This is a genomic window from Streptosporangium sp. NPDC002607, from assembly GCF_053592655.1.
Genome location: NZ_JBSFWD010000021.1, coordinates 131,604 through 155,857 on the forward strand (window position 1 = coordinate 131,604; position 24,254 = coordinate 155,857).

The following is a 24,254-nucleotide window of genomic DNA, read 5'->3' on the forward strand; positions in this document are numbered from 1 at the left end:
TCGCAACAGATGAGGTGCAGGACATGCCGTACACCGTCCAAGGCGTGGTCGCGCGTGGCAAGGGCGAGCCCGTCTCGCTGGAGACCGTTATCGTGCCCGATCCGGGGCCGGGCGAGGCCGTGGTGACGGTGCAGGCCTGTGGTGTCTGTCACACGGACCTGCACTATCGCGAGGGCGGCATCAACGACGAATTCCCGTTCCTGCTCGGTCACGAGGCCGCCGGAGTGGTCGAGGCCGTCGGCGCGGGCGTCACGGAGGTGGCGCCCGGTGACTTCGTGATCCTGAACTGGCGGGCCGTCTGCGGCAACTGCCGGGCGTGCCTGCGCGGCCGTCCCTGGTACTGCTTCAACACGCACAACGCCACCCAGAAGATGACCCTGGAGGACGGCACGCCGCTCAGCCCCGCCCTGGGCATCGGCGCCTTCATCGAGAAGACCCTGGTCGCGGCCGGGCAGTGCACCAAGGTCGACGCGTCCGCGCCGGCGCAGGTGGCCGGGCTGCTCGGCTGCGGCGTGATGGCGGGCCTGGGCGCCGCGATCAACACCGGCGGGGTGACCCGCGGCGACAGCGTGGCGGTCATCGGGTGCGGCGGCGTCGGTGACGCGGCCATCCTCGGCGCCAGGCTGGCGGGCGCCTCGAAGATCATCGCGGTGGACGTGGACGACCGCAAGCTGGAGTGGGCCAAGGAGTTCGGCGCCACCCACACGGTCAACTCCCGCACCTCGGACATGGTCGAGTCGGTCAGGGAGCTCACCGGCGGCAACGGCGCGGACGTGGTCATCGAGGCGGTCGGCCGCCCGGAGACCTACAAGCAGGCGTTCTACGCCCGTGACCTGGCCGGGACCGTGGTCCTGGTCGGGGTGCCGACCCCGGAGATGACGCTGGAGCTGCCGCTGCTCGACGTCTTCGGCCGCGGCGGCGCGCTGAAGTCCTCCTGGTACGGCGACTGCCTGCCCAGCCGCGACTTCCCCATGCTCATCGACCTCTACCTGCAGGGGCGGCTCGACCTCGACCGCTTCGTCTCCGAGACGATCGGCCTCGGCGACGTCGAGGACGCATTCGCGAAGATGCACCGCGGCGAGGTGCTGCGCTCGGTGGTGGTCCTGTGATCGACAAGGTGGTCACCTCCGGCACCTTCTCGCTGGACGGCGGGACGTGGGAGGTCGACAACAACGTCTGGATCGTCGGTTCGGCCGACGAGGTGGTCGTCATCGACGCCGCGCACGACGCCGCCGCGATCGCCGAGCGGGTCGGTGACCGCGAGGTGAAGGCCATCGTCTGCACCCACGCGCACAACGACCACATCGACGCGGCGGCCGACCTCGCCACGCGGGTGGGCGCGCCGATCCTGCTCCACCCGGCCGACCAGGTGCTGTGGGAGATGGTCTACGCCGACCTGCCGTACACCCCGCTGAAGGACGGTCAGGTGATCTCGGCCGGAGGTGTGGATCTGACCGTGCTGCACACGCCGGGTCACGCTCCGGGCGCGGTCTGCCTGTACGGGGCGGAGATCGGCGCGCTCTTCAGCGGCGACACCCTGTTCCACGGTGGTCCCGGCGCGACCGGGAGGTCCTTCTCCTCCTTCGACACGATCATCGAGTCGATCAAGGGGAGGCTGCTGACCCTGCCGCCGGAGACGACCGTGTACACCGGCCACGGCGACTCCACCTCGATCGGCGAGGAGGCCGGTCACCTGGAGGAATGGCTGGCCAGGGGACACTGACCGGCAAGTCCGCCGAGACGCGCCCCGGCCCGCGCCGGGGCGCGTTCGCGTGTCCGGCGCCGTGCGGGATGGAGGCTTCGTGGCGATGACGGGTAGATTAGGGGTGTGTGTCGTAGCTCACGTAGGCAAGGCTAACCAAATGAGTTACTTTAGGTGTGCCTAACCTATGGTACGCTCCTGAGAGGTCGCACCCCCGTGTATGTATGCGTCTGCCGCGCGGTCACCGAAAATGAGGTGCACGACTGCATCTCGGCAGGGGCGAAGAGCGCGCGCCAGATTCGCGACGCTACGGGTGCCGGTGGCGACTGCGCTTCTTGCGTGCGCAAGATCTGTGCGATCCTGAAGCGGTCTGAGGATCTGATTCCGACCGCATAGCACGAGGAGCCCGCCATGCAGGGCGACAAGAAAATCATCGAGCTGCTCAACGAGCAGTTGACCGCGGAGCTGACCGCGATCAACCAGTACTTCCTGCACGCCAAGATGCAGGAGAACTGGGGATACACCAAGCTCGCGAAATACACTCGCGAAGAGTCCATGGACGAGATGCGGCATGCGGAGAAGCTCACCGACCGCATCCTCTTCCTTGAAGGACTGCCCAACTACCAGAAGCTGGGCATCCTGCATATCGGCCAGACCGTCGCGGAGCAGCTCCGCGCAGACCTGGACGTCGAGCTTGAGGTGGTCAGCCGGCTGAGGCCCGCCATCATCCTGATGCGTGAGAAGGGCGATGTCACCTCGGCCCGCATCTTCGAGGAGATCCTTGAGGACGAGGAGCACCACATCGACTATCTGGAGACCGAACTGGGTCTGATGGAGAGTCTCGGGGAGCAGCTCTACCTCGCCCGCTACGCCGAGCCGCCGTCACCGTCTTGAGGTGAATTAAGTAGAACACGCCCACTGGATCCTCTCTGGTAGGGCGTGTTCTGCTTTGCCGGTCAATCCTTTGGTGCGCCTGTGCTTTCGAGGAACTTCCAAGGTGGGAGACCTACTCCGAAACCCTCGGCCGTTGCGGGATGACTATCCGGGATTTATCAGTGTTTGCCCAGGTCAATGGATAGGTCAACGACGAGTCAAACCGCGCGCTGTACCCGGGAAACGATCCTCTAAGGTCCTACGATCGCAACATGACCTGTGTACTACTCGCCGAGGATGACACCTCGATTTCCGAGCCACTGGCGCGAGCTCTGCGCCGCGAGGGTTATCAAGTAGAGGTGAGCCCTGACGGCCCGCAGGCTCTGGAGCGGGCTCTGTCGGGTGGCATCGACCTGATCGTTCTCGACCTGGGGCTGCCCGAGATGGACGGCCTGGAGGTGGCCAGGCGCATCCGCGCCGAAGGCCATGGAACTCCGGTGTTGATCCTCACCGCCCGCGTCGACGAGGTCGACACCGTGGTGGGCCTCGACGCCGGGGCCGACGACTACGTCACCAAGCCGTTCCGCCTCGCCGAGCTGCTGGCGCGCGTCCGCGCCCTGCTGCGGCGCGGCACGTCCGAGACGCCCGTGGTCCAGGGTGTGCGCATCGACGCCGACTCCCGTCGGGCGTGGATGGGCGACAAGGAGCTGCATCTGACCACCAAGGAGTTCGACCTGCTGAGGGTCCTGGTCCGCGACGCCGGAAAGGTGGTCACCCGCGAGCAGATCATGCGCGAGGTGTGGGACACCAACTGGTGGGGCTCGACCAAGACCCTGGACATGCACATCTCGTGGCTACGCCGGAAACTCGGTGACGACGCCGCCAAGCCCCGATACATCACAACCGTTCGAGGGGTCGGCTTCAGGTTCGAGCGCGAGTAGGAAATGCGCCGACGCCTGCTCTCCTCAACCCTCCTCGTCGCGGTCATCGGGGTGCTGCTGCTTGGCATTCCCCTCGCCGTGGCGGTCAACAGGCTCATCGAGGAGGAGGCGATCCAGCAGCTCACCTCCCATGCCAAGAGCCTGCTGGGGGAGGTCGAGTACGCCCGGATCCAGGATCAGCCCATCGACGAGCAGCAGCTGGAGCGTAAGTATTCCCAGCTCTACATCCAGATCTATGCAAAAGGCACGCCTCCCCAGGTGATAACGGTGGGCACCGAGCCCCCCGAGAGCCAGAAGATGACCGCGGACGCACAGTCGGAGAACGGCGTGTACGTCGCGGTCAGCCGGGACAAGACGGGGGTGGAGCGTGAGGTCCGCGCATGGCTCTTCCTCATCCTGGGGCTCGCCGCGGCTGCTCTCGCGGTCGCGGTCGGGCTTGCCATCGTGCAGTCGCGCCGCCTGACGTTACCGCTCAGCGACCTTGCGATGATCGCTGAGCGGCTCGGCTCCGGTGACGCGAGGCCGAGCAAGCACCGCTACGGCATCCAGGAACTCGACCGGGTGGCCGAGGTGCTCGACCGTAGCGCGACCCGCATCTCCGACCTCCTGGCCAGGGAGCGGGAGTTCGCGACCGACGCCTCCCACCAGCTCCGCACCCCGCTCACCGGCCTGACCATGAGGCTTGAGGAGATCGTCGCCGCCGCGGACGAACCGGGGATCGTCAAGGAGGAGGGCGAGGCCGCCATCGTGCAGGCCGAGCGGCTCACCGCGGTGATCGACGAGTTGCTGGCCACCGCCAGACGACAGCGTCAGGCGCAGGCCGAGAGCGTCAGACTCGACACGCTGCTCGACCAGCAGTTCATCGAGTGGGGCCCGGCGTTCCGCAGGGTCGGGCGGCAGCTGAGGCTGGCCGGTACGCGTGAGCTCCAGGCGCTGGGCACCGGCGGCGGCATCAGCCAGGTGATCTCCACCCTGCTGGAGAACTCGCTGGAGCACGGCGGCGGCACGGTGACCGTGACCACCAGCGCCAAGGACAGGTCCATCGTGATCGAGGTGGCGGACCAGGGCAAGGGCATACCAGACGACCTTGCCCCGAGGATCTTCGAGCGGAACGTGAGCGGGGCCGGCGGTACGGGTCTCGGCCTGCCCCTCGCGAGGGCGCTGGCCGCCGCCGACGGGGGGCGCCTGGAGCTGATACGGCCGCGTCCCGCGGCGTTCGCGTTCTTCCTGCGCCCGGTGGGCGACACGGGCAGGAACCGGATCGTCCGGGGGCCCGCCTGAGCCTGCTCTAGCGAGGCAGGGTCGGCGGCGAGTTCTCCTCCGAGCTCTTGTTCAGCAGGTACACGTGGCCGTTGACCTGGCTCTTCGACGCCGCCGGCGGACTCGTGTCGGCACCGGGCAGGAAGACCCACTTCTTGTACGACCAGAACCTGAACAGGGTCCCCAGGGCGGTGCCGGTGAGCATGGCGATGTTGTAGCTCAGGGCGTCTTCCAGGCCCAGGGTGTAGGTCACGAAGCCGATCACCAGCAGCGAGATCAGCAGGCCGATGGCGTTGAGTATGAAGAACAGGGTGTACTCGCGGGCCAGGCCGCTCTGCTCCCGGTGCCTGAAGGTCCAGTAGCGGTTGCCGAGGTAGGCGAAGGTGGCCGCGATGATCGTGGCGATGACCTTGGAGGTGAGCGGCCCCCAGCCGATGCCGAACCGGAGCAGGTTGGTGCCGCCCGTGTCGATCACGAAGGCGACCGCACCGATCGTGCCGAACTTGGCCAGTTCTCGCGCCAGTTCGGCGAGCCGCCGGTAGGCGTGTCGGAGAAACTCCACGTTTCCTGCACGGTCCTTTCGGGGGTCGGCCACTGATCCGCCACGTTGGAGGACCTCGAACACTGCCGAGCCAGGTTACCGGTGCTCGGCCACGGTCCGCGCGGCATCGCTCCGCTGGTGCACATAGCCGTCATCAAGTGCTATTTCAATAAATATCGCATAACGCCGGTTAAATCGGCTCGTCCGACGTTACGCTAATCCGGTAGATCACGGAATGCCGTTGGAGAACCGTGATCGGTCCTGACGGACTGCCGTACGCGACGGCCACTACCCCGGGGATCAACCCTTGTGCCGCCGACTCCTCGCTCTGATCCTCGGTCTGTCGATGATGACCGGTTGTGGCGCGCGGAGAGACGCGCAAGGCGCCGTCCCCGAGGCCGGACCGTCGCGCGAGACGTCCGCCGGGGTGGAGCTCGCGGAGGCGATCCAGGCCTTCACGCTGCTGAGAAAGCTTGACGACGCCTGGCGCGACCGGGACTGCGCGGCCGTCGGCAGGCTCACCACCTGGGCGGAGAATGCGCTGGGCGGTCGTGCCTGTGAGGCGACCCGGAACGGCCGCCCAGCCCCCGCCAGGAAGTCCTACACCGAGGCGGAGTTCTACCTGCCCGGCACGGCCGACAGCGACCGCTGGTTCGTCGCCCTGGCCCGCGAGCCCGACCCGGCCTACTTCCTGTTCGTCCATGAGGGGGGCGAGTGGCGGCTGGGCGCGGGCCCCATCCCGATACGGGGCGAGGTCCGCGAGCCGACCGAGGGGGCGGTGCCCACCGACGACCCCGCCATGGGGGTCAGGGCCCGTCTCGTCCCGCAGCGCTATCTGACCTACCTGACCGACCCCGCGGGGGTGAGCGGGGTGACCTTCCCCAAGGACGACCCCGTACGCGACCTCTTCGACGAGCTGGTCAGGCGCCCGCAGAAGGTGCGGCCCGACCGGCTCACCGCGGACGTCCGTCTGCTCGTCGGCCCGCAGCGCGCGCTGCGGCTGCCCGACGGCGGCGCGCTGGTCATCCACGCCCTGGAGCTCGAATACCGGCAGCGGGCCCGTTCCGGCCGATCCTCCCTGGCCCACCCGATCTACGGCAAGGCCGACCTGCGCGGCTTCACCGGCCGTGCCAGGGCGGCCGAGCTGACCGGGACCGAGATCGCGCTCGTCGCCACCGAGATCGCCGGCACGGGTGCCGAACTCACCACGGCCGGCCTCCGCCGCGGCCTCGCCACCCTCACGACGGGCTGAGAGCCCCGGAACGGGCTCGGGGCGGGGCCCCGACGGCTTCGGCGGCCTCCCTCGTACGACCCTGCTGGGGGCCTCCTGGCGGGCGGGCCACCTGCACGGCGGCCTGCCGCCTCGCCGGGAGCGGCTGTCAGGATCGGCCGGGCGCCTCCCACCAGCCGCCCCCGTACCGCGTGCCGGTAAACTTAACCCCCGTGAGCAGCCCTTCCTTGGCCAGTCCCATCGGACCCGTCGTCGGCGTGATCGGAGCGGGCCAGCTGGCCCGGATGACCCAGCAGGCGGCCATCGCCCTCGGCGTCGAGCTTCGGGTCCTGGCCAACTCGTCAGACGAGAGCGCCGCCCGCGTGATCGCCGACGTACGCCTGGGCGACTACCGGTCCCTGGCGGACCTGCGCGACTTCGTCAAGGGGTGCGACGCGGTCACCTTCGACCACGAGCACGTGCCCACCGAGCACATCCGTGCCCTGGTCGAGGACGGCTTCGCCGTGCACCCCGGCGCCGACGCGCTCGTACACGCCCAGGACAAGGCGGTGATGCGCGAGCGGCTGACCGGGATCGGTGCCCCGTGCCCGCCGTGGCGACGGGTCGAGACGGCCGCCGACATCGAGGAGTTCGCCGCGGAGAACGGCTGGCCGGTGGTGCTCAAGGCGATCAGGGGCGGTTACGACGGGCGTGGCGTCTGGATCTGCCGCTCCGCGGATGACGCGGCCGGGCCCCTGGCCTCCGGGGTGCCGCTGATGGCCGAGGGGTTCGTGCCGTTCGAGCGGGAGCTCGCCGTGCTGGTCGCCAGGTCGCCGCACGGCCAGGGCGTCAGCTACCCGGTGGTGGAGACCGTCCAGCGTGACGGCATCTGCGTCGAGGTCCTCGCCCCCGCACCCGGCCTCGATCCCGAGCAGGCCGCGGTGGCCCAGCGGATCGCCCTGAACATCGCCAAGGAACTGGGCGTGACCGGGCTGCTGGCCGTGGAGATGTTCGCCACCTCCTCGGGTCTGGTGGTCAACGAACTGGCCATGCGCCCGCACAACAGCGGCCACTGGACGATCGAGGGGGCCCGCACCTCCCAGTACGAGCAGCACCTGCGCGCGGTCCTCGACCTCCCGCTCGGCTCACCCGCGCCGGCCGCCCCCGTCGTGGTGATGGCCAACCTCCTGGGCGGTGACGACTCCGACATCTTCTCCCGGTACGAGCACGTGATGGCGCACGACCCGGGGATCAAGATTCACTTCTACGGCAAGGAGGTGCGACCGGGGCGCAAGATCGGCCATGTCACCGCGCTCGGCACCGACCTGGAAGAGGTACGCGCGCGCGCCCGGCACGCCGCCGTCTACCTCACCGAGGGAAGATACACCTGAGCCCAGCGGGTCTCATCGGGGGGAAACGCGTCCGAGCCCGCAGGCCGGTCGCCCACCCGTCCGGGGCACCGCCGCACCGTCACGGCCCCGACAGCACGGAGCGCCACCGCACCCGCGGGGGCCACGCAACCACAGCGAACGCGCGCGGCCCCGGGCCGTGAGGCAAGGAGAGAGCATGACCACCGTCGGCATCGTCATGGGCAGCGACTCCGACTGGCCGGTGATGAGGCTCGCCGCCGAGGCGCTGGCCGAGTTCGGGGTGGAGTTCGAGGCCGACGTGGTCTCCGCGCACCGGATGCCCGAGGAGATGATCGCCTATGGCGCGCAGGCGGCCGGGCGCGGGCTGAAGGTGATCATCGCGGGTGCCGGGGGAGCCGCCCACCTGCCGGGCATGCTCGCCTCGGTGACCCCGCTGCCGGTGATCGGTGTCCCGGTCCCGCTGAAATACCTCGACGGCATGGACTCCCTGCTCTCGATAGTCCAGATGCCCGCCGGGGTCCCGGTCGCGACGGTCGCCGTCGGCGGTGCCCGCAACGCGGGCCTGCTGGCCGTCCGGATCCTCGCCGCCGCCGACGAGGGACTACGGGCGAAGATGGAGGCGTTCCAGCTCGCTCTCAAGGAACAGGCTCACGCCAAGGGCGCCAGGCTCCGCGCCGAGGCCGCCCAGCTCGGTGCCTGATATCGCCATCTTTGACCGATGGCTTGGTGACATCACGGATATACGAGGAATCATCGGGAAGGGGGAGGCCGACAGAGACTTTGGAGGTTGAGAATCATGAGGAACGCGATCCGCGCCCTCCTCGGGATCACGACGGCCGTACTGGCGGTGTTCGGCAGCTTCGGCGCCGGTGAGAGCCATCGGCCCGCCGACTCCGGCGTCAGCTCCGTATCCGCGCATTAGCACTCCGTCCCGCAACGAGGATCGCGAGCGCCCGGCCGGGAACCTGAGATCGTCGGGGCGACCTTCCCCGCCCTTGGTGTCACGGGCCGACGGGGAACGCCACGCCGGACGCGGCGGAGGGCGCCCTGGTTGGACATCAGGCGCTGCCTGCCCGGATCCGGGCCGTGTGGGAGCGCGCGGACCTGGCTTCGATCACCGTACCGGGAGGTCCGGCAGGCCGTCGGCGGGCGGTGCGTGCGATCGGGCCGAGACGGGCTCCCTGGGGGCGATGTGCGACCGGTCCTGGTACTGGTTCAGCGCCCACAGCCCCACGATGTCGGCGATCGTGAGGACGAGCACCACGAGGATGACCAGGATGAGCCGGCGTCTGCGCTCGCGCCGTCGCCATTCGCCCTGGACCCGGCGGTAGGCGTCCGGGGCCGGCTGGACGCCGTTGGCGAGTTTGTCGAGAACCTCGCGTAGCTGGTCCTCGGTGCTGGCGGGGCCGGTCGTCATCGTCGCTCCTGCATGATCTTGGTGAGAGTGGCCATGCCGCGGCTGGTGTGCGCCTTGACCGCACCACAGGAGATGCTCATGGCCTCGGCTATGTCGCTTTCGCGTAGACCGAGCCAGTAGCGCAGGACAAGGGCCTCTCGCTGCCGGGCCGAGAGCCGCTGCAGGGCCTCGGTGAGCGCCTTCTGGTCGTCGTGGAGCAGGGCGACGCTTTCAGCCGACCGTTCCAGGCCCGTGGTCCAATCCGTGTGCTTGCGGATGACCTGCAGGTGGCGAAGTCTCATGCGGGTCAGGTTGCAGACCACCGAGCGCAGGTACGGCAGGGCGGCCTCGGCCGAGCGCAGCCGGTTCCAGCGGCGGTGCAGCTGACAGAACGCCTCGGCGACGATGTCCTCCGCGTCGTCGGCGCCGAGCAGCACGGCCAGCCGGAGCAGGCCGGTGTAGTGCGTCTCGAACAGCTGGGTCAGCGCGGCCTCACGCCCGGTGTCCGGCGGGCCGGGGGCGGGCGGTCCCCCGGCGGACGGCCCGTCCGTCCGCGCCGGGGGCGGCGTGTCGACCGATACGGAGCCGGATTCGACGAACGTCGGTAATGGTGCGGGTGGCCGGATCCCGGTCATGTGATCGTCTCCGCTTCGGGGGGTATGGGGACCGGAGAGCTCGACTTCGGAACGTGCGATCTGCCCACTCGGTTGAAGAGCGGGGTCAACGTCACGACGACGGCGAGGTTCAGTGTCATGGCGACCACCGCGGCGTATGCCTGCACCTCCTGGCCGCCCACGCCCAGGGGCACCAGCGACGAGAATCCGCTGTGCACCACCAGGAGGGTGCCCGCGGCCATGCCGCTCATCCACCCGGCCAGTAACGCCCGGGGGTGCAGGCGGCGGGTGAACACCCCGAGGGCCACGGCGGGGAAGGTCTGCAGGATCCAGACGCCGCCCAGCAGCTGAAGATTGATGGCGTCCTGGTTGCGCAGTCCGAACACGAAGACGACCGCCCCGACCTTGGTGCTGAGCGAGACCATCTGGGCGATCCGTGTCTGGTGCTTGGGCGTGGCCGTCGGATGGAAGTACTCGACGTAGATGTTGCGGACGAACGAGGTCGCCACCGCGATCGACATGACCGCCGCCGGTACGAGCGCGCCCACGGCGAGCGCACCGAAGACCAGACCGGTGAGGGCGGCGGGCATCAGATCCTTGACGAGCAGGGGGACGGCGGTTTCCGCGCCGGTGGACGGGGGCTGGATGCCGGCCGCGAGCGCCGCGACGCCGAGCATGGCGAACAGCCCGAGCACCGCCGTCCACAGGGGCAGCGCGACCGCCGCGCGGCGCAGCGTGTCCGGGCCGGACGCGGCGAAGGCGGCCGTCAGCACGTGGGGGTACATCAGCAGGGCGAGGGCCGAGCCGAGGGCCAGGGTGGCGTAGACGGGGAACTGGCTCGGATCGAGCGTCAACGACGCCTGGGTCGCCTCCCCGCCGGACAGCGCGCGCTCCGCGCTGTCGAACATCGGCCCGGGCCCGCCGAACCGGTCGAGGACGAGGAAGGAGACGGCCAGGATCGAGCAGAAGACGGCCGCGCCCTTCATCAGCGAGATGACCGCCGGCGCGCGCAGCCCGTGCCGGTAGGTCGCCACGGCGAGGACCGCGAACACGGCGACCAGCGCGAGGTCGCCGAGCACCCCCCTCGGGTACAGCCCGACGGCGGACAGGATCGAACGGATGCCCACCAGCTGCAGCGCGATGTAGGGCATGGTCGCCAGCACACCGGTCGCCGCGACGACCAGTGCGAGGGCGGGGGAGCCGTAGCGTCCCCGGACGAAGTCGGCGGGGGTGATGTACCCGTGCCGGCGCGCCGCCGACCAGAGCCGGGGGAGCAGCACGAACGCCAGCGGGCACATGATCACGGTGTACTGCAGGGCGAAGAACCCGAGCGCGCCCGTGCCGTACACCAGGCCCGGTACGGCGGCGAACGTGTAGGCCGTGTATATCGTCCCGCCGAGCAGGAACCACGTCGTCGGGGTGCCGAACTGGCGCTGCGCCAGCGCCCAGTCCTCCAGGGTGGGCAGTTCGGGAGACGGCCGGAACCAGCGCGCGGCGACCGCGAGCAGAGAGGTGCCGCCGAGCACGGCGAGGAACGTCACCGCGCTTATCGGCTCTGTCATCGGCCACCGTCCACTACGCCCGGGCAGTACTTGTAGGTTGCGTAATCCGCACGGCTGGTTGACACGAAATCTCCTCGAAATCTGCGTAAACCAGATCGGAACCATCCGCAACCCTTGCAACAAGAACGCGGGAACATTCCGGAGGACGACGATGGTGAAGCCGACGCGGCGGGCGCGACGTTTCGCGGCCGGTATCTGTCTGGCCCTGCCCATCGTGGCGCTCCTGTGGGTGCCCTGGTATTCCTACGACGCGCCACATCTGGCCGGAATGAAATTCTTCTTCTGGTACCAGCTCATCTGGGTGCCGGGGAGCGTGGTGTTCATGGCCGTCGCCTACGTCCTGAGACGTGGCGCGGAACGCCCGCCTCGCGATCGTCATCTCACCCGCGACCAGCGTCGCCGGTAATACCGACCACGTCACCCCGCTCGGATCTCCGGGCGACTTTTCCCTCGTAGTACCGCGCTGTTCTGCCATGCCCTGAGTTCAGGAGAATCAGCCATGCCCGAAAACGGCATCACGAAATCGAGATCAACCCCCAAGCAGATCCTCATATGGACGGCGGTCGCCCTGGTGGGCGCGGTCGCCTGGGGGGTCATCGCCCTGTCCCAAGGAGAGGAGATCTCGGCGATCTGGCTGGTGGCCGCCGCCCTCGGTTCGTACGCGATCGCCTACCGGTTCTACTCCCGGTTCATCGCCCGCCGGGTGCTCGGCGTCGACGACCGTCGCGCGACTCCCGCCGAACGGCTGGACAACGGGGTCGACTACCATCCGACCGACCGGCGGGTGCTGTTCGGCCACCACTTCGCCGCCATCGCCGGCGCCGGGCCGCTGGTGGGCCCGGTCCTCGCCGCGCAGATGGGATACCTGCCGGGGACCATATGGATCATCGTCGGGGTCATCATGGCCGGGGCGGTCCAGGACATGGTCACCCTGTTCTTCTCGATGCGCCGCGACGGCAAGAGCCTGGGCCAGATGGTGCGCGAGGAGATCGGCCCGGTGGGCGGGACCGCCGCGCTGGTCGCGGTGTTCGCCATCATGATCATCTTGCTCGCGGTGCTCTCCCTGGTGGTGGTGAACGCGCTCGCGCACTCGCCGTGGGGCACCTTCTCCATCGCGATGACCATCCCCATCGCCCTTTTCATGGGCTTCTACCAGCGCGTTCTGCGGCCGGGGCGGGTCATGGAGACCACGGTGATCGGGGTCGTGCTCCTGCTGCTGGCCATCGCGGGCGGCGGCTGGGTCCAGAACTCGGCCTGGGCCGACGCCTTCACGCTGAGCCCGCAGACGCTGGTCATCTGCCTGGTGGTCTACGGCTTCCTGGCCTCCGTCCTGCCGGTGTGGATGCTGCTGACGCCGCGCGACTACCTGTCGACGTTCATGAAGGTCGGCACGATCGGGCTGCTCGCGGTCGGCGTGGTCATCGCGGCGCCGCACCTGCAGAACGAGGCGATCACCAAGTTCGCGCTCAGCGGCACCGGGCCGGTCTTCGCCGGGTCGCTGTTCCCGTTCCTGTTCATCACCATCACCTGCGGCGCGATGTCAGGCTTCCACTCGCTCATCGCCTCCGGCACCACCCCGAAGATGATCCAGAAGGAGTCGCAGGTCCGGCTGGTCGGCTACGGTGCGATGCTCATGGAGTCGTTCGTCGCCGTCATGGCGCTGATCGCCGCGTGCGCGCTCGAACCCGGCCTCTACTACGCGATGAACTCGCCCATCGCCCTGCTCGGCACCACCCCCGAGAGCGCGGCGGCCGCCGTCACGAAGCTGGGCTTCGTCATCACCCCGGACGACCTGCGCGCCGCTGCGGCAGCGGTCCAGGAGCAGACCGTGATCGCCCGCACCGGCGGTGCCCCCACCCTCGCCGTCGGCATCTCTGAGATCCTGTCCGGGATCTTCGGCGGCGCCGCGTTCAAGGCGTTCTGGTACCACTTCGCGATCATGTTCGAGGCGCTGTTCATCCTGACCACCGTGGACGCCGGCACCCGCGTCGCCCGCTTCATGCTTCAGGACTCCCTCGGCAACCTGTGGAAGCCGATCGGGCGGGTGAGCTGGAAGCCCAGCCTGTGGGGCACCAGCGCCGCGGTCGTGCTGGCCTGGGGCTACTTCCTGTACACCGGCGTCACCAACCCGCTGGGCGGCATCAACCAGCTCTACCCGCTGTTCGGCCTCTCCAACCAGCTCCTGATCGCCATCGCGCTGACCCTGGCCACCACGATCCTGATCAAGTCGGGCAAGCTCAAGTGGGCGTGGGTCACCGGCATACCGCTGGTCTGGGACTTGGCGGTGACGATGACCGCCAGCTGGCAGAAGGTCTTCCACGATGACCCCAAGATCGGCTTCTTCGCCCAGCGGGAACGGTACGCCGACGCACTGGCCGCGGGGAAGGTGATCGCGCCCGCCAAGAACCTCGGCGACATGCAGGCGGTCGTCGTCAACTCCACCGTCGACGGCGTGCTGGCGGCGATGTTCGCACTGCTGGTCATCATCGTCGTCGGCAACGCCGTGGTCGTGTGCCGGCGCGCCATACTGTCCCGTAACCCCCTGCCAATGGCAGAGGCGCCCTATGTCGAATCCAGCATCGTGGCACCCGCGGGGTTGTTCACCACCGCGGCGGAGCGGCGTGAGCTGGCCGAGGTGGGGGCGGGGAACAACGGAGCGGACAGCGAGCGATCATGACTGTGGCTTCACTGCTGCACTTCGCCCGCTGGTACCTCCGCGAACTCACCGGTTCCGGTGAATACGACCGGTACCTGGCCCGGCACCGACCCCATCCGCACTCGCCGCCGCTCTCACGACGGGAGTTCGAACGGCGCCGATCCGATCTGCGGGACAGCAGCCCCGGCATCCGGTGCTGCTGAGGCGGGATCCGTCAGCGTATCCGCGCCCATCCCCGCCGGCGCCTTCCGCCCGCTCGCCGACCATCCTCAGGCGAGCGGGCGGGAGGGCGCCGGCGTCCTGTCCTCACTTCGGGGGAGACGACGACACTTCAGGAGACGACGTGGCAGCTCCATCGTCACCACCGGCCCGGCCGGTCAGGTCCAGGACCTCCGGCCCCTGGGCGAAGCTGAGCACCGTGGCGCTGTGGATGCCCTTCCCGGCGCTGCTCTGGGTCGGAGGTTACGCGGGTGCGGAGCCACGGCTGTTCGGCCTCCCGTTCTTCTACTGGTACCAGTTCCTGTGGATTTTCCTGTCCTCCGGCCTCACCTGGTGCGCCTACCTCCACACGACCCCCACCCGCCCGGTGCGCACCGGCGCGCATCGGCCCGCCGATCGCGGAGAGGGACTCCGATGAACCGAGACGGCATCGACTGGACCGCTCTCACGATCCTCGTGATCTTCTTTCTGATCGTCACGGTCATGGGGTTCGCCGCGGTCCAGGGCAGGAAGGGCCGCCACATCACGGGCACCGTGAACGCGCTGGACCAGTGGGGGCTGGCCGACCGGGGCTTCGGCACCCTCTCCTCGTGGCTGCTCCTGGGCGGCAACATCTACACGGCCTACACGTTCATCGCGATACCGGCGGCGATGTTCGCCTCGGGCGCGGTGAGCGGCTTCTTCGCCGTCCCCTACACCATCATCGTGTATCCGTTGATCTTCGCTGTCATGCCGCGTCTGTGGTCGGTGGCCCATCGGCACGGCTATGTCACTCCCGCCGACTTCGTGCGCGGCCGCTACCGGAGCAGAGGGCTCGCGCTGGCGGTGGCCCTGACCGGACTGCTGGCCACCCTGCCCTACATCGCGCTGCAGCTGGTGGGGATCCAGGCCGTGTTCGAGGTGCTCGGCCTGGGGAGCAGCAACCCTCTCGTCAACGACCTGCCTCTCGCCGTCGCCTTCACCGTGCTGGCCGCCTTCACCTACGTCAGCGGGCTCCGGGCACCCGCGCTCATCGCGATCCTGAAGGCCTTTCTGCTGTGCCTCGTCGTGACGGTCGCGTTCGTCGTCCTGCTCCAGCGGCTGGGCGGCTTTGAGACGATCTTCGCCTCGGCCCAGGAGAGGATGGCGGCGCCCGATCCGAAGACGGGACGACCCACCGGGGTCTTCATCCCGGGAGCGAGTGGCTTCTGGCCGTACGCCACGCTGGCCCTCGGGTCGGCGATGGCACTGGTGGTGTATCCGCACACGGTCACCACCGTGCTCGCGACCAGAAGCCGCGACGTCGTGCGCCGCAACGCCGCACTTCTGCCGGCCTTCACGCTGGTTCTCGGCCTGTTCGCGCTGCTCGGCTTCTTCGCGATCGCGGCCGGTACGCGCCCTGTCGGCATGGACGGTCAGCCCAACCCCCAGCTCGTGATCCCGCGGCTCTTCGTGGACCTGTTCCCGAGCTGGTTCAGCGGCATCGCCCTGGCCACCATAGCCATCAGCGCTCTGGTACCCGCCGCGATCATGTCCATCGCCGCCGCCAACCTCTTCAGCCGTAACGTCTATCGCGAGTTCATCAGGCCGGACGCGAGTTCCCAGGACGAGCTGCGCGTCTCCAAGGCGGCCTCCCTTCTCGTCAAGTTCGGAGCGCTGGCCTTCGTGCTGTTCCTCGACAGGAAGTTCGCGCTGGACTTCCAGCTCCTCGGCGGAATCTGGATCCTGCAGACCTTCCCGGCGATCGTGGTCGGGCTCTACACCCGCTGGTTCCACCCCGGAGCGCTGCTCGTCGGCTGGGCGTTCGGCATGGTGTACGGCACCGTCACCGCGTACGGCATCGTCAACCCCGGAACCGGCAGGCACTTCGGCGGATCGCTCGCGGAGATCCCGGTCATCGGCGACGGCCGTCTCGGCTACGTCGCCCTGACCGCCTGCGTGCTGAACGCGGCCGTCAGCGTGGCCGCCACTCTCGCGTTCCGCGCGGCGAAACGGCCGGCGGGCCGCGACCAGACCTCGGCCGACGACTACCACGCGGACATCGACGACCCGCGCGTCGAACCCATCCGGGAGCTCATCCGGTGAGAAGGACTCCCGGCCACCGGCAGCCCGTTCGAAGGCCCGCCGGCCGCCCCGTTCCGTACGAGACCTGGGAGCGGTGCCGATACTGGAGACCTACCGGGGCGGTCCGGATACTGTGTATGTGGACCGCGCCGTCGAAGGGCATGTCACCGACCGTTCCCGAGACGTCGCCTGGATCTGCACCCGTTTCGAAGAGCTCCGCACGGAGGCCTCGCCCCCGCGAGCGAGCATCGACCTCATGACGAAGGTGATGGACACATGGACGCGGACCTGAGCAACGCCGTCTGGCGCAAGGCGGCTCCGGGTGGTGACACCGGTGAAGACTGTGTCGAGGTGGCCGTGATCGACGACCTCGACGAGGGGCACAAGGCCGGAGCCGGTCCCCTCTACGTGCTGCGCGACTCCAAGAACCCGGACGGCCCGAAGCTGTTCTTCACCCGTTCGGAGTGGGACGCCTTCGTCGGCGGTGTGAAGCTCGGCGAGTTCGACAACTGACGGAACCAAGCCCGGAAGACCCCCGTCCGAGACGGGGGTCTTTTCGTTCGGCGGTCCTTGCGGCCGGGGCTGTGCTCCTCTTGGCCGGCGCGGCCGACGTTCGTATGGAGGCCCATCCGGCCTTCTGGGTCTGTGTGGTCGAGCCTGCCGGCTCCTCCGGCACGATTCCTTTTCCCGGTCTTGAGGGGCGCGGCGCCATGCGACCCGCGCCTTCCTGTCATCGGAATCCCTGCCGTGAACTGGGGAAACGTCTGCCCGACCATGAAAAGCGGGTCCGCAGGGCCAGTCGCGCGGGTGAGATCGGTCACGCGTTTTAAAAGCGCAATATCTATCAAAAGCATTCTTATACTAAATTGGGGGTGTTTTTGTGGGTTTATATGGATATTGCATATATTATGGTTATTGACAGGTTCAGAGGATTGACATGAAGAGGGGCGCTCATGAGCTTCAACGTGATCTTCCCTGGAGGAGGACGGGTCGAATACGGTTTCGGCTGGAGGGGGCGCCGCTTCCATCGCCGCCACTGGCGCAGGCGTCGCTGGGGCTGGCGGTGGTGAGCGACGAGGCTCCCGAACGGTCAACGCACATTCGAACGGGTTTCCGGCACATGTCGGGAACCCGTAGCTGTGTTCGAAGACGGTTCGCGCCATCCTCCCACCCCGAAGATCCTCTGTCGCTCCGGCCTCGCGCGGTGTTCGCCGGCTGATCGCACTCGTTGTGTTCGATCATTCAGACGACCGTCATCGCCACGACCCGCTCCCGCGATGCGCGGAGCGGGCCGTGGCGGGAGAAGGCGTGACGGCGAGTCACGGCCAGAGGGCCGAGCGAGGGGCTGAAAGAGAAACGGCGCGGTCAGGGGCGGCCGAGGGCGCGGTAGTGCCAGCCTGAGGCGCGCCAGGTCTCGGCGTCGAGGGCGTTGCGGCCGTCGACGATCTTGCGGGAGGTCACCACGGAACCCAGCTCCTCGGGGTCCATGGTGATGAACTCCTGCCACTCGGTCAGCAGCAGCACCACATGGGCGTCCCTGGCCGCCTCCAGGGCGGAGGCGCCGTAGGAGAGCCGGGGGTGGGCCCGGCGGGCGTTCTCCTGGGCGACGGGGTCGTAGACGGTGACCCGGCCACCCTGCTCGCTGATCTTGACGGCGACGTCCAGGGCGGGGGAGTCGCGGATGTCGTCGGAGTTGGGTTTGAACGCGGCGCCGAGCACGGCGACGGTGCAGTTGTGGAAGGAGCCTCCGGCCAGTTCGCGGGCCAGGTCGACCATGCGGGCCCGGCGGCGCATGTTGATCGCGTCCACCTCGCGCAGGAAGGTCAGCGCCTGGTCGGCACCGAGCTCTCCGGCACGGGCCATGAAGGCGCGGATGTCCTTGGGCAGGCAGCCGCCGCCGAAGCCGAGCCCGGGGTTGAGGAACTTGCCGCCGATGCGGTCGTCGAAGGAGAGCGCCAGGGAGAGTTGCTTGACGTCGGCGTGCGCGGCCTCGCAGACCTCGGCCATCGCGTTGATGAAGGAGATCTTCGTGGCGAGGAAGGCGTTGGCGGCCACCTTGACCAGCTCGGCCGTGGGGTAGTCGGTGATCACCATCGGGGTGCCCATCTCCAGCATGGAGGCGTACACCTCCCGCATGACCTTCTCCGCCCTGTCGGAGGCGACGCCGAGCACGATCCGGTCGGGGTGCAGGGTGTCCTTCACCGCGAAGCCCTCACGGAGGAACTCGGGGTTCCACGCCAGCTCGGCGCCCGCGCCGATGGGGGCCAGCCGTGCCAGCTTGTCGGCCAGGCGCTGGGCGGTGCCGACCGGGACCGTGGACTTGCCGACGACCAGGCACTCGCGCGTCAGGTGAGGGGCCAGCGACTCGATCGCGGCGTCCAGGTAGGACACGTCCGCCGCGTACTCTCCCGGCTTCTGGGGGGTGCCCAGGCACAGGAAGTGCACGTCTCCGAAGGCCGCGGCCTCCTCGTACGAGGTGGTGAAGCGCAGCCGCCCGTTGGCCAGGTTGCGCCGCAGCACCTCTTGCAGGCCCGGTTCGTAGATGGGCAGGTCACCGGCCTGTAGACGGCCGATCTTCTCCGCGTCCACGTCGAGGCTGAGGACTTCGAAGCCCAGCTCGGCCATGCAGGCGGACGTCGTCGCACCGAGGTATCCGGTTCCCACCATCGTCAGGCGGTAGGCCACTGGTGCTCCTTTCGGTTCTGCCCAATTATTTGCCGTCAGAGTATCGGCATCTGACACTTCCACTTTGCCACCTGCGTAAACGCGGGAGGACATACCACATGGGGTGGAGCGCTCCAGTGTTTGTTGGACGTCCTACTATTTCCCTATGAGCTACCCTCTCTACGCACTGCCCGAGGAGCACCAGATGCTCCGCGAGACGGTCCGCGCCCTCGCCGACGAGAAGATCGCCCCTCGTGCCGCGGAGGTCGACGAGACCGGGGAGTTCCCCTCGGACGTCTACAAGGCGCTCGTCGCGGCGGACCTGCACGCCGTGCACGTTCCCGAGGAGTACGGCGGCGCCGGTGCCGACGCGCTCGCGACGGTCATCGTCATCGAGGAGGTGGCGCGGGCCTGCGCCTCGTCCTCGTTGATCCCCGCCGTGAACAAGCTCGGGACCGTCCCGCTGCTGCTGTCGGCCTCCGAGGAGCTCAAGCAGCAGTATCTTCCGGCGGTCGCGCGGGGCGACGGGATGTTCTCGTACGCCCTGTCGGAGGCGGAGGCGGGCAGCGACGCCGCCGCCATGAAGACCCGCGCGGTCGCGGACGGTGACCACTACGTGCTCAACGGCGCCAAGATGTGGATCACCAACGCCGGGGTGTCGGAGTACTACACGGTGATGGCCGTCACCGAGCCGGGCGTCGGAGCCAGGGGCATCTCCGCGTTCGTCGTGGAGAAGGCCGACGAGGGCGTCAGTTTCGGGGCCAAGGAGCGCAAGCTCGGTATCAAGGGCTCCCCGACCCGCCAGGTCATCCTGGAGAACGTGCGGATTCCCGCCTCCCGGATGATCGGCGCCCCCGGCACCGGTTTCAAGACCGCCCTGGCCACCCTGGACCACACCCGCATCACCATCGCCGCCCAGGCGCTCGGCATCGCCCAGGGCGCGCTGGACTACGCGATCGGCTACATCAAGGAGCGCAAGCAGTTCGGCAAGGCCGTCGCCGACTTCCAGGGCGTCCAGTTCATGGTCGCCGACATGGCCATGAAGCTGGAGGCCGCCCGCCAGCTCACCTACGTCGCCGCGGCCAAGTCCGAGCGTGCCATGCACGGCGAGCCCCAGGCCGACCTCACCTTCATCTCCAGCGCGGCCAAGTGCGCCGCCTCGGACGCAGCCATGGAGATCACCACCGACGCGGTCCAGCTCCTCGGCGGGTACGGCTACACCAGCGACTACCCGGTCGAGCGCATGATGCGCGACGCCAAGATCACCCAGATCTACGAGGGCACCAACCAGATCCAGCGCCTGGTGATGGCCCGCCAGCTGCTCAAGTAGGGCCTGACCAGTGGAAACCCGGTCCGGGCGAGGCTCCCGGACCGGGCCTCGCAGGTGCCGTGTGGATCCTGGGAGGCCCTGTTCCGTGAGAGCTCCGCAAGCCGCGGACGGGGACGGTGGCGATCTGTACACGGATGATCGTGGATGCCACGATCACGTCTCATGGACGCGGATGCCTTCTGGGAGCTGATCGAGCGGTCCAGCCGAGAGACCGACACCAGACAAGAACGTCTCGCCTGGCTGGATGACGGGCTTTCCCGGTGCTCGGCCGAGGAGATCGTCGACTTCGCGATGTGGTGGGACTCCGAGACGAGCCGGCTCTGCACCTGGGACATGTACGCGGTGTACTGCCACGTCTTTCGGCAACAGTCGTTGAATGGCTTCGAGTACTTCGTGTACTGGCTCATCAGCCTCGGACGCATGGCCTTCGAACAGGTGGCGGCCGATCCGGACAGCCTGGTCGAGCTGCCTCAGTTCCTGCGTCTGATGGAGATGCTTCGCACGAGGATCGCCAATGGCGAGCCCCCAGCGTGGTCGGAGGAGGAACCGGACTTCGAACTCCTCGCCTACGTGACCTTCGAGCCCTACGAGAAGGTCACCGGCCTGGATACGGGACATCTGGGCGACGCTGTCCGCGCCCGTGGAGTTCAAGGGAAGTTCCCTCTCATCGGCGGGAGATTCGACGGCGAGGAGTGGGACTTCGAGGACGAGACGGAGATAGCCCGCAGGCTTCCCCGGATGGCCCACTATCTGGGCTTCTCCTGACAAGGCCGCCCACGGAATTGGAAGCCAGCAGGGGCGCGTAGCTGCGCGCACCGCTGTGCTGTGACCAATGATTCATCAATTACCTCCAGCGTGGAGACCCGGTCCTTCAGGGCCGCGAGGAAACGCGGCACGGTGCCGCACTTCTGGGTGGGTGGTGTAGCCGTAGCCGTCGGCTCGTTGGAGCAGCCGGACGTGGCGGTGGCCGATGCCCTGCACCGTGCCGTGCCGGGTGGTGATGTTGAAACTGCCGGTGCTGCGGACCGCGACACGGCCGCAGTGGACACCGGTCTTCTTGCCGCTCGGTACGACGGCGCGGACCAGGTCGCCGGTGGCGAACCCCTTGACCTGCTTGGTCCGGGGCAGCCGCAGCCGGGGGAAGCCGTAGCGGTCGGTGCGGGTGCGGGCGTAGGTGCCGCGACCGGTCGCCGTGACCACCAAGACCGTCGAGGGCCAGGCGGTGACGCCTCCCAGGTGGCCGACGTGCAACGCGTCAAGGGTGTGCGACTTCGGTGCTTGGGTACGGGAGCGGTTCCACTTCGTGCGGCCTCCGGAGGAGGTGTGAACGGGCAGACCGGTCGCCACCAGGGCCCGCCATAGCGCCCACCTGGTGGTGTTGACGGCGGCGGCGTCGCGCAGCGGAGTCTTCGCCTGCTTGAGGATCTTCGCCAGGAGGGCGGGCCTGCCTTTGAGGAACTCCTCCACCGGGGTGGCGTTCTTGCCTTGGTTGCAGCCGATGCACGCCAGGGTCAGGTTGCTGATCCGGTCGGAGCCGCCCCGGGAACGCGGGTGGATGTGGTCGAGGTTCAACGGCACGTTTTGCTTGCCGCAGTACGCGCACGCCCGGCCCCACTTGGCCAGCAGGTATTCGCGGGCCTCGTACCCGGCGAGGGTGCCCTGCTGGTACTCCACCCCTTCGAGCGGCCGCCCGGCCGACAGGGCGTGGGTGTCGAACGCGACCCGCTCGACGTGCACGGCCCGCACCGGCGCCCAGCGGGTGAGCCGCGCCACCCACGACATGGTGGTGTCGACGCGGTGTTGCAGCGATGGCGCGAGCCACCCCTTCGGCTTGGTGCGGTTGAGAAACCGGGGCGCGCGGTAACGCAGGTTTTTACTGCGGCGCCGACGCCGATACTGCGAGCGGGCGGTGAGCTTGTCGCGGATCGCCCCGCCCCGGTGGTCGAGCTGGATCGCGTACCGTCCGGCCCGGCTCCCGCCGTGCTCGGTGAACACGGCCAGGCCGGTGTGCTTGGAGCCGGGGTCGATACCGACCTGTACGTCTGCCACGACGGAATCAGCTGCCGTGCGGTCCTTCAGTCGGATAACGAACGGGGTATGCCGGTGAACCACGGCCCGGCCGGAACGGAGGAGTTTCCGCGCGTAGGCAGGGCTCGTGGGTTGCAACGGTTGGCCGTGCTTGTCTAGGACGAACACGACCGGGTGGGCTGGAGTGCCCGCTCCCTTCCCAGCCGAAGCCGGGTCGGGGTGACGCCGAGTAGACCGGGTGCCGGTCTGCTCGATCTCCCCTCGCCCAGGTTGAACACCAGGTACCGCCTGGCGGCGGTGTCCGTGAGCCGTTTCGTGCCCACCCTCGGGCGTGTCTGCTCCCACGGATTCGAGAGCCTGGGGCTGAGGAAGCACCCCAAGGTCGGTCTGTGATCTTGTGTTCAACGTAGCCATCAAAATGCACCTCCTTGAGCTGATGGCCAGGGCTGGTCAACGCGGGGCTTCAAAGCGCATTACTGCACTTCAAGCCCCCTCCTTCAGGAGGGGGTCGTTGACTCACCGTCACGATCAACGACGCGTCCCCTTGGACGCACCCGCAGTGTGGACACACCGGCGGTGCCTTGTTCAGTCGGTCCTCGATGCGTCGCTGTTCGTCGGTCAGCCGGATGAGTTCCTCGGCCGTTTCGGCGACCAGGTGCCCGGTGAGCCCAGCGAGCATCTCATGCTCGGTCAGCACGCGGTCAGGGGCGTGGCACGCGGAGAAGACGCCCCAGCCGCTCTGTTCGGTCCGCCACCCCTCGATCACCGGTCCGGCACTCACCGCGGGCAGAGGCCACCCGGTCGGAAACCGTTGAGCGAACCGTTCAGACATGCCTACCTTCTTTCGTCGTGGCCGGTGGGGTGAGGCGTGACGGCGCTCCTCTCCCGAGGCCGGCGCGGTCACGCCCGTTCAGGGGGTCACCATCCCGCCGCATGAGAAAGACGGCCGAGGCCACAGCAGCACGGGGGAATGGTTGAACAAGGTGGTGATCAGGGAGGCATCGGAGGGGAACGAGCGGAACACCGACAGCAGGAACGTCGACGGCTTCCACCGGCAACCGCTGCTCCCCAGCCGGTCGAGCCCGGTGACGTGTCCCCACACGAGATCAGCGGACCGCTGTCTGCGCTCGTACTCCTCACCCTGCACCGGGGCGATCCGAAACGGCTGGTCACGGTCGCGCTCAAAGGCCAGGAAGTATCCCGGGTGGAGATCTTCCGCGGGCCGCACCACGGCCCCGACAGCCACCCAGCGCGGACGAACCAGCGGCTTCCCGTCAGGCGCGGTCATACCGGGTACGCCGCTTTCTGGTCCGGTTCCGGCAGTGGATGGATTTGCCGCAGCTCCGCGTACCGCAGGGCGACGCGATGCGCGGCCCGGCTGGGCTCTGTCACCGGGTGGCGGGCGTAGATGGGACGGTATTGGCGGGGGTTCCAGCCGGTACGCCACCAGAACTGATCCCCGCGGCACCACACGATCAGATCCACCCAGACCGACACGAGCGCCAGCCCGTACCCGTCAGGCACATCGGCAGTGATCCCGTACCGAGTCAGGGCCTCCCGGAGCTCTTCGGCAGCCCTTACCGTTGTGTCGTCGGGGAAGGTCACGGTTCACTCCCTTCTCCACGTCATTCGGCGACAGCTCCTGGTGGGTGGGCATCGGTGAGCGGAACCCGGAACCGTGTCCCTTGGCGCCCTCCAGCGCCAGGGGACGGGACCGGTGTGGGGAAGCGGTCCCGAGCTGGCACGTAGGCCACCGCTCACCGATGCCATGGCCGCATCATAGACATGCAATTCTATAGAACACCATAGAACACAGCAGTATGTTCCGCTGGAGTGCCCTCCTCT

At 68.3% G+C, this 24,254-nt stretch carries 28 protein-coding genes; 19 read left to right on the forward strand and 9 right to left on the reverse strand.

Annotated features, from left to right (window positions below; all coding sequences use genetic code 11):
- Window positions 1–23: 23 nt before the first annotated feature.
- The 6 genes from ACWD3H_RS24000 (at window position 24) to ACWD3H_RS24025 (ending at window position 4,797) form a co-directional block, all read left to right on the forward strand.
- Window positions 24–1,109 (forward strand): S-(hydroxymethyl)mycothiol dehydrogenase, encoded by a 1,086-nt coding sequence (locus ACWD3H_RS24000; RefSeq protein ID WP_350911864.1) that lies wholly within the window; start codon window positions 24–26, stop codon window positions 1,107–1,109.
- Window positions 1,106–1,723 (forward strand): MBL fold metallo-hydrolase, encoded by a 618-nt coding sequence (locus tag ACWD3H_RS24005; protein WP_355552890.1) that lies wholly within the window; start codon window positions 1,106–1,108, stop codon window positions 1,721–1,723. Before ACWD3H_RS24000 ends, ACWD3H_RS24005 begins: the two co-directional genes overlap by 4 nt.
- Window positions 1,724–1,918: 195 nt before the next feature.
- Entirely contained in the window at window positions 1,919–2,098 is a 180-nt protein-coding gene (locus ACWD3H_RS24010; RefSeq protein ID WP_084195179.1) for a (2Fe-2S)-binding protein, read from the forward strand.
- Between the two features lie 15 nt (window positions 2,099–2,113).
- Window positions 2,114–2,596 carry a bacterioferritin gene (gene bfr, locus ACWD3H_RS24015; RefSeq protein WP_350911870.1) on the forward strand — a complete coding sequence of 161 codons (483 nt, stop codon included), beginning with the start codon at window positions 2,114–2,116 and terminating at the stop codon, window positions 2,594–2,596.
- A 251-nt stretch (window positions 2,597–2,847) separates the two neighbouring features.
- Window positions 2,848–3,516: a response regulator transcription factor gene (locus ACWD3H_RS24020; RefSeq protein ID WP_012888073.1), complete on the forward strand. Its 669-nt coding sequence runs from the start codon at window positions 2,848–2,850 to the stop codon at window positions 3,514–3,516.
- A 3-nt stretch (window positions 3,517–3,519) separates the two neighbouring features.
- Entirely contained in the window at window positions 3,520–4,797 is a 1,278-nt protein-coding gene (locus ACWD3H_RS24025; RefSeq protein ID WP_451956536.1) for an ATP-binding protein, read from the forward strand.
- A gap of 7 nt (window positions 4,798–4,804) precedes the next feature.
- Here ACWD3H_RS24025 and ACWD3H_RS24030 read toward each other — a convergent pair whose 3' ends face one another.
- Window positions 4,805–5,338, reverse strand: coding sequence for a GtrA family protein (locus ACWD3H_RS24030; protein WP_355552882.1), 534 nt, complete (start codon window positions 5,336–5,338; stop codon window positions 4,805–4,807).
- Between the two features lie 286 nt (window positions 5,339–5,624).
- Here ACWD3H_RS24030 and ACWD3H_RS24035 point away from each other — a divergent pair, with 286 nt between their 5' ends.
- The 4 genes from ACWD3H_RS24035 to ACWD3H_RS24050 all read left to right on the forward strand — a co-directional run bounded on the left by ACWD3H_RS24035 (window position 5,625) and on the right by ACWD3H_RS24050 (window position 8,819).
- Entirely contained in the window at window positions 5,625–6,569 is a 945-nt protein-coding gene (locus ACWD3H_RS24035) for a hypothetical protein (RefSeq protein ID WP_451956537.1), read from the forward strand.
- A gap of 191 nt (window positions 6,570–6,760) precedes the next feature.
- Entirely contained in the window at window positions 6,761–7,918 is a 1,158-nt protein-coding gene (locus tag ACWD3H_RS24040) for a 5-(carboxyamino)imidazole ribonucleotide synthase (RefSeq protein ID WP_451956538.1), read from the forward strand.
- Between the two features lie 175 nt (window positions 7,919–8,093).
- Window positions 8,094–8,597, forward strand: a complete 504-nt coding sequence (purE, locus tag ACWD3H_RS24045) for a 5-(carboxyamino)imidazole ribonucleotide mutase (protein WP_350911880.1) — start codon at window positions 8,094–8,096, stop codon at window positions 8,595–8,597.
- Between the two features lie 96 nt (window positions 8,598–8,693).
- Window positions 8,694–8,819 (forward strand): hypothetical protein, encoded by a 126-nt coding sequence (locus tag ACWD3H_RS24050; protein WP_350911882.1) that lies wholly within the window; start codon window positions 8,694–8,696, stop codon window positions 8,817–8,819.
- Window positions 8,820–9,011: 192 nt separating this feature from the next.
- Here the strand turns inward: ACWD3H_RS24050 and ACWD3H_RS24055 are convergent, their stop codons facing one another.
- The 3 genes from ACWD3H_RS24055 to ACWD3H_RS24065 are packed head-to-tail and all read right to left on the reverse strand — an operon-like array spanning window position 9,012 to window position 11,469.
- Window positions 9,012–9,314: a hypothetical protein gene (locus tag ACWD3H_RS24055; RefSeq protein ID WP_451956539.1), complete on the reverse strand. Its 303-nt coding sequence runs from the start codon at window positions 9,312–9,314 to the stop codon at window positions 9,012–9,014.
- Entirely contained in the window at window positions 9,311–9,928 is a 618-nt protein-coding gene (locus ACWD3H_RS24060; RefSeq protein ID WP_451956540.1) for a SigE family RNA polymerase sigma factor, read from the reverse strand. Before ACWD3H_RS24060 ends, ACWD3H_RS24055 begins: the two co-directional genes overlap by 4 nt.
- Window positions 9,925–11,469: a sodium:solute symporter family protein gene (locus tag ACWD3H_RS24065; RefSeq protein ID WP_355552865.1), complete on the reverse strand. Its 1,545-nt coding sequence runs from the start codon at window positions 11,467–11,469 to the stop codon at window positions 9,925–9,927. The genes ACWD3H_RS24060 and ACWD3H_RS24065 overlap by 4 nt, the downstream gene beginning before the upstream one ends.
- Window positions 11,470–11,620: 151 nt before the next feature.
- Here ACWD3H_RS24065 and ACWD3H_RS24070 point away from each other — a divergent pair, with 151 nt between their 5' ends.
- The 7 genes from ACWD3H_RS24070 to ACWD3H_RS24100 all read left to right on the forward strand — a co-directional run bounded on the left by ACWD3H_RS24070 (window position 11,621) and on the right by ACWD3H_RS24100 (window position 16,900).
- Window positions 11,621–11,875 carry a DUF3311 domain-containing protein gene (locus ACWD3H_RS24070; RefSeq protein ID WP_355552862.1) on the forward strand — a complete coding sequence of 85 codons (255 nt, stop codon included), beginning with the start codon at window positions 11,621–11,623 and terminating at the stop codon, window positions 11,873–11,875.
- Between the two features lie 93 nt (window positions 11,876–11,968).
- Window positions 11,969–14,146 (forward strand): carbon starvation CstA family protein, encoded by a 2,178-nt coding sequence (locus tag ACWD3H_RS24075; protein ID WP_451956541.1) that lies wholly within the window; start codon window positions 11,969–11,971, stop codon window positions 14,144–14,146.
- Window positions 14,143–14,328, forward strand: a complete 186-nt coding sequence (locus ACWD3H_RS24080; RefSeq protein ID WP_451956542.1) for a CstA-like transporter-associated (seleno)protein — start codon at window positions 14,143–14,145, stop codon at window positions 14,326–14,328. The genes ACWD3H_RS24075 and ACWD3H_RS24080 overlap by 4 nt, the downstream gene beginning before the upstream one ends.
- Before the next feature lie 140 nt (window positions 14,329–14,468).
- On the forward strand, window positions 14,469–14,762 hold the full coding sequence (locus tag ACWD3H_RS24085; protein ID WP_451956543.1) for a DUF3311 domain-containing protein: 294 nt from the start codon (window positions 14,469–14,471) through the stop codon (window positions 14,760–14,762).
- Window positions 14,759–16,408, forward strand: coding sequence for a monocarboxylate uptake permease MctP (mctP, locus tag ACWD3H_RS24090; RefSeq protein ID WP_451956544.1), 1,650 nt, complete (start codon window positions 14,759–14,761; stop codon window positions 16,406–16,408). Before ACWD3H_RS24085 ends, mctP begins: the two co-directional genes overlap by 4 nt.
- A gap of 73 nt (window positions 16,409–16,481) precedes the next feature.
- Entirely contained in the window at window positions 16,482–16,679 is a 198-nt protein-coding gene (locus ACWD3H_RS24095) for a Scr1 family TA system antitoxin-like transcriptional regulator (RefSeq protein WP_451956545.1), read from the forward strand.
- Complete coding sequence (locus ACWD3H_RS24100) at window positions 16,664–16,900, forward strand: DUF397 domain-containing protein (protein ID WP_350911900.1); 237 nt, start codon at window positions 16,664–16,666, stop codon at window positions 16,898–16,900. Before ACWD3H_RS24095 ends, ACWD3H_RS24100 begins: the two co-directional genes overlap by 16 nt.
- An 852-nt stretch (window positions 16,901–17,752) precedes the next feature.
- Here ACWD3H_RS24100 and ACWD3H_RS24105 read toward each other — a convergent pair.
- Entirely contained in the window at window positions 17,753–19,054 is a 1,302-nt protein-coding gene (locus tag ACWD3H_RS24105) for a UDP-glucose dehydrogenase family protein (RefSeq protein ID WP_451956552.1), read from the reverse strand.
- A 163-nt stretch (window positions 19,055–19,217) separates the two neighbouring features.
- Between ACWD3H_RS24105 and ACWD3H_RS24110 the strand changes: the two genes are divergently transcribed.
- Both ACWD3H_RS24110 and ACWD3H_RS24115 read left to right on the forward strand, forming a co-directional pair.
- A complete protein-coding gene (locus tag ACWD3H_RS24110; RefSeq protein ID WP_350911906.1) occupies window positions 19,218–20,381 on the forward strand; it encodes an acyl-CoA dehydrogenase family protein in 1,164 nt (387 codons plus the stop codon).
- 144 nt (window positions 20,382–20,525) lie between these two features.
- Window positions 20,526–21,146: a DUF4240 domain-containing protein gene (locus ACWD3H_RS24115; RefSeq protein WP_451956546.1), complete on the forward strand. Its 621-nt coding sequence runs from the start codon at window positions 20,526–20,528 to the stop codon at window positions 21,144–21,146.
- A 75-nt stretch (window positions 21,147–21,221) separates the two neighbouring features.
- On the opposite strand, the gene iscB is transcribed toward ACWD3H_RS24115, so the two are convergent.
- From iscB to ACWD3H_RS24135, 4 genes are all read right to left on the reverse strand, one after another.
- Window positions 21,222–22,577 (reverse strand): RNA-guided endonuclease IscB, encoded by a 1,356-nt coding sequence (iscB, locus tag ACWD3H_RS24120; protein ID WP_451956547.1) that lies wholly within the window; start codon window positions 22,575–22,577, stop codon window positions 21,222–21,224.
- Window positions 22,578–22,872: 295 nt separating this feature from the next.
- Window positions 22,873–23,241: a hypothetical protein gene (locus ACWD3H_RS24125; RefSeq protein ID WP_451956548.1), complete on the reverse strand. Its 369-nt coding sequence runs from the start codon at window positions 23,239–23,241 to the stop codon at window positions 22,873–22,875.
- Between the two features lie 78 nt (window positions 23,242–23,319).
- A complete protein-coding gene (locus ACWD3H_RS24130; protein ID WP_451956549.1) occupies window positions 23,320–23,697 on the reverse strand; it encodes a hypothetical protein in 378 nt (125 codons plus the stop codon).
- Window positions 23,694–24,014, reverse strand: a complete 321-nt coding sequence (locus ACWD3H_RS24135) for a hypothetical protein (protein ID WP_451956550.1) — start codon at window positions 24,012–24,014, stop codon at window positions 23,694–23,696. Before ACWD3H_RS24135 ends, ACWD3H_RS24130 begins: the two co-directional genes overlap by 4 nt.
- Window positions 24,015–24,254: the final 240 nt, after the last annotated feature.

Coding starts and splice junctions, on each gene's coding strand:
- ACWD3H_RS24115 (WP_451956546.1), top strand. CDS start 20,526: ATGCCACGATCACGTCTCATGGACGCGGATGCCTTCTGGGAGCTGATC.
- ACWD3H_RS24130 (WP_451956549.1), bottom strand. CDS start 23,697: ATGACCGCGCCTGACGGGAAGCCGCTGGTTCGTCCGCGCTGGGTGGCT.
- ACWD3H_RS24110 (WP_350911906.1), top strand. CDS start 19,218: ATGAGCTACCCTCTCTACGCACTGCCCGAGGAGCACCAGATGCTCCGC.
- ACWD3H_RS24050 (WP_350911882.1), top strand. CDS start 8,694: ATGAGGAACGCGATCCGCGCCCTCCTCGGGATCACGACGGCCGTACTG.
- ACWD3H_RS24070 (WP_355552862.1), top strand. CDS start 11,621: ATGGTGAAGCCGACGCGGCGGGCGCGACGTTTCGCGGCCGGTATCTGT.
- bfr (WP_350911870.1), top strand. CDS start 2,114: ATGCAGGGCGACAAGAAAATCATCGAGCTGCTCAACGAGCAGTTGACC.
- purE (WP_350911880.1), top strand. CDS start 8,094: ATGACCACCGTCGGCATCGTCATGGGCAGCGACTCCGACTGGCCGGTG.
- ACWD3H_RS24025 (WP_451956536.1), top strand. CDS start 3,520: ATGCGCCGACGCCTGCTCTCCTCAACCCTCCTCGTCGCGGTCATCGGG.
- ACWD3H_RS24075 (WP_451956541.1), top strand. CDS start 11,969: ATGCCCGAAAACGGCATCACGAAATCGAGATCAACCCCCAAGCAGATC.
- ACWD3H_RS24105 (WP_451956552.1), bottom strand. CDS start 19,054: ATGGTGGGAACCGGATACCTCGGTGCGACGACGTCCGCCTGCATGGCC.
- ACWD3H_RS24125 (WP_451956548.1), bottom strand. CDS start 23,241: ATGTCTGAACGGTTCGCTCAACGGTTTCCGACCGGGTGGCCTCTGCCC.
- ACWD3H_RS24065 (WP_355552865.1), bottom strand. CDS start 11,469: ATGACAGAGCCGATAAGCGCGGTGACGTTCCTCGCCGTGCTCGGCGGC.
- ACWD3H_RS24020 (WP_012888073.1), top strand. CDS start 2,848: ATGACCTGTGTACTACTCGCCGAGGATGACACCTCGATTTCCGAGCCA.
- ACWD3H_RS24080 (WP_451956542.1), top strand. CDS start 14,143: ATGACTGTGGCTTCACTGCTGCACTTCGCCCGCTGGTACCTCCGCGAA.
- ACWD3H_RS24100 (WP_350911900.1), top strand. CDS start 16,664: ATGGACGCGGACCTGAGCAACGCCGTCTGGCGCAAGGCGGCTCCGGGT.
- ACWD3H_RS24060 (WP_451956540.1), bottom strand. CDS start 9,928: ATGACCGGGATCCGGCCACCCGCACCATTACCGACGTTCGTCGAATCC.
- ACWD3H_RS24055 (WP_451956539.1), bottom strand. CDS start 9,314: ATGACGACCGGCCCCGCCAGCACCGAGGACCAGCTACGCGAGGTTCTC.
- mctP (WP_451956544.1), top strand. CDS start 14,759: ATGAACCGAGACGGCATCGACTGGACCGCTCTCACGATCCTCGTGATC.
- ACWD3H_RS24000 (WP_350911864.1), top strand. CDS start 24: ATGCCGTACACCGTCCAAGGCGTGGTCGCGCGTGGCAAGGGCGAGCCC.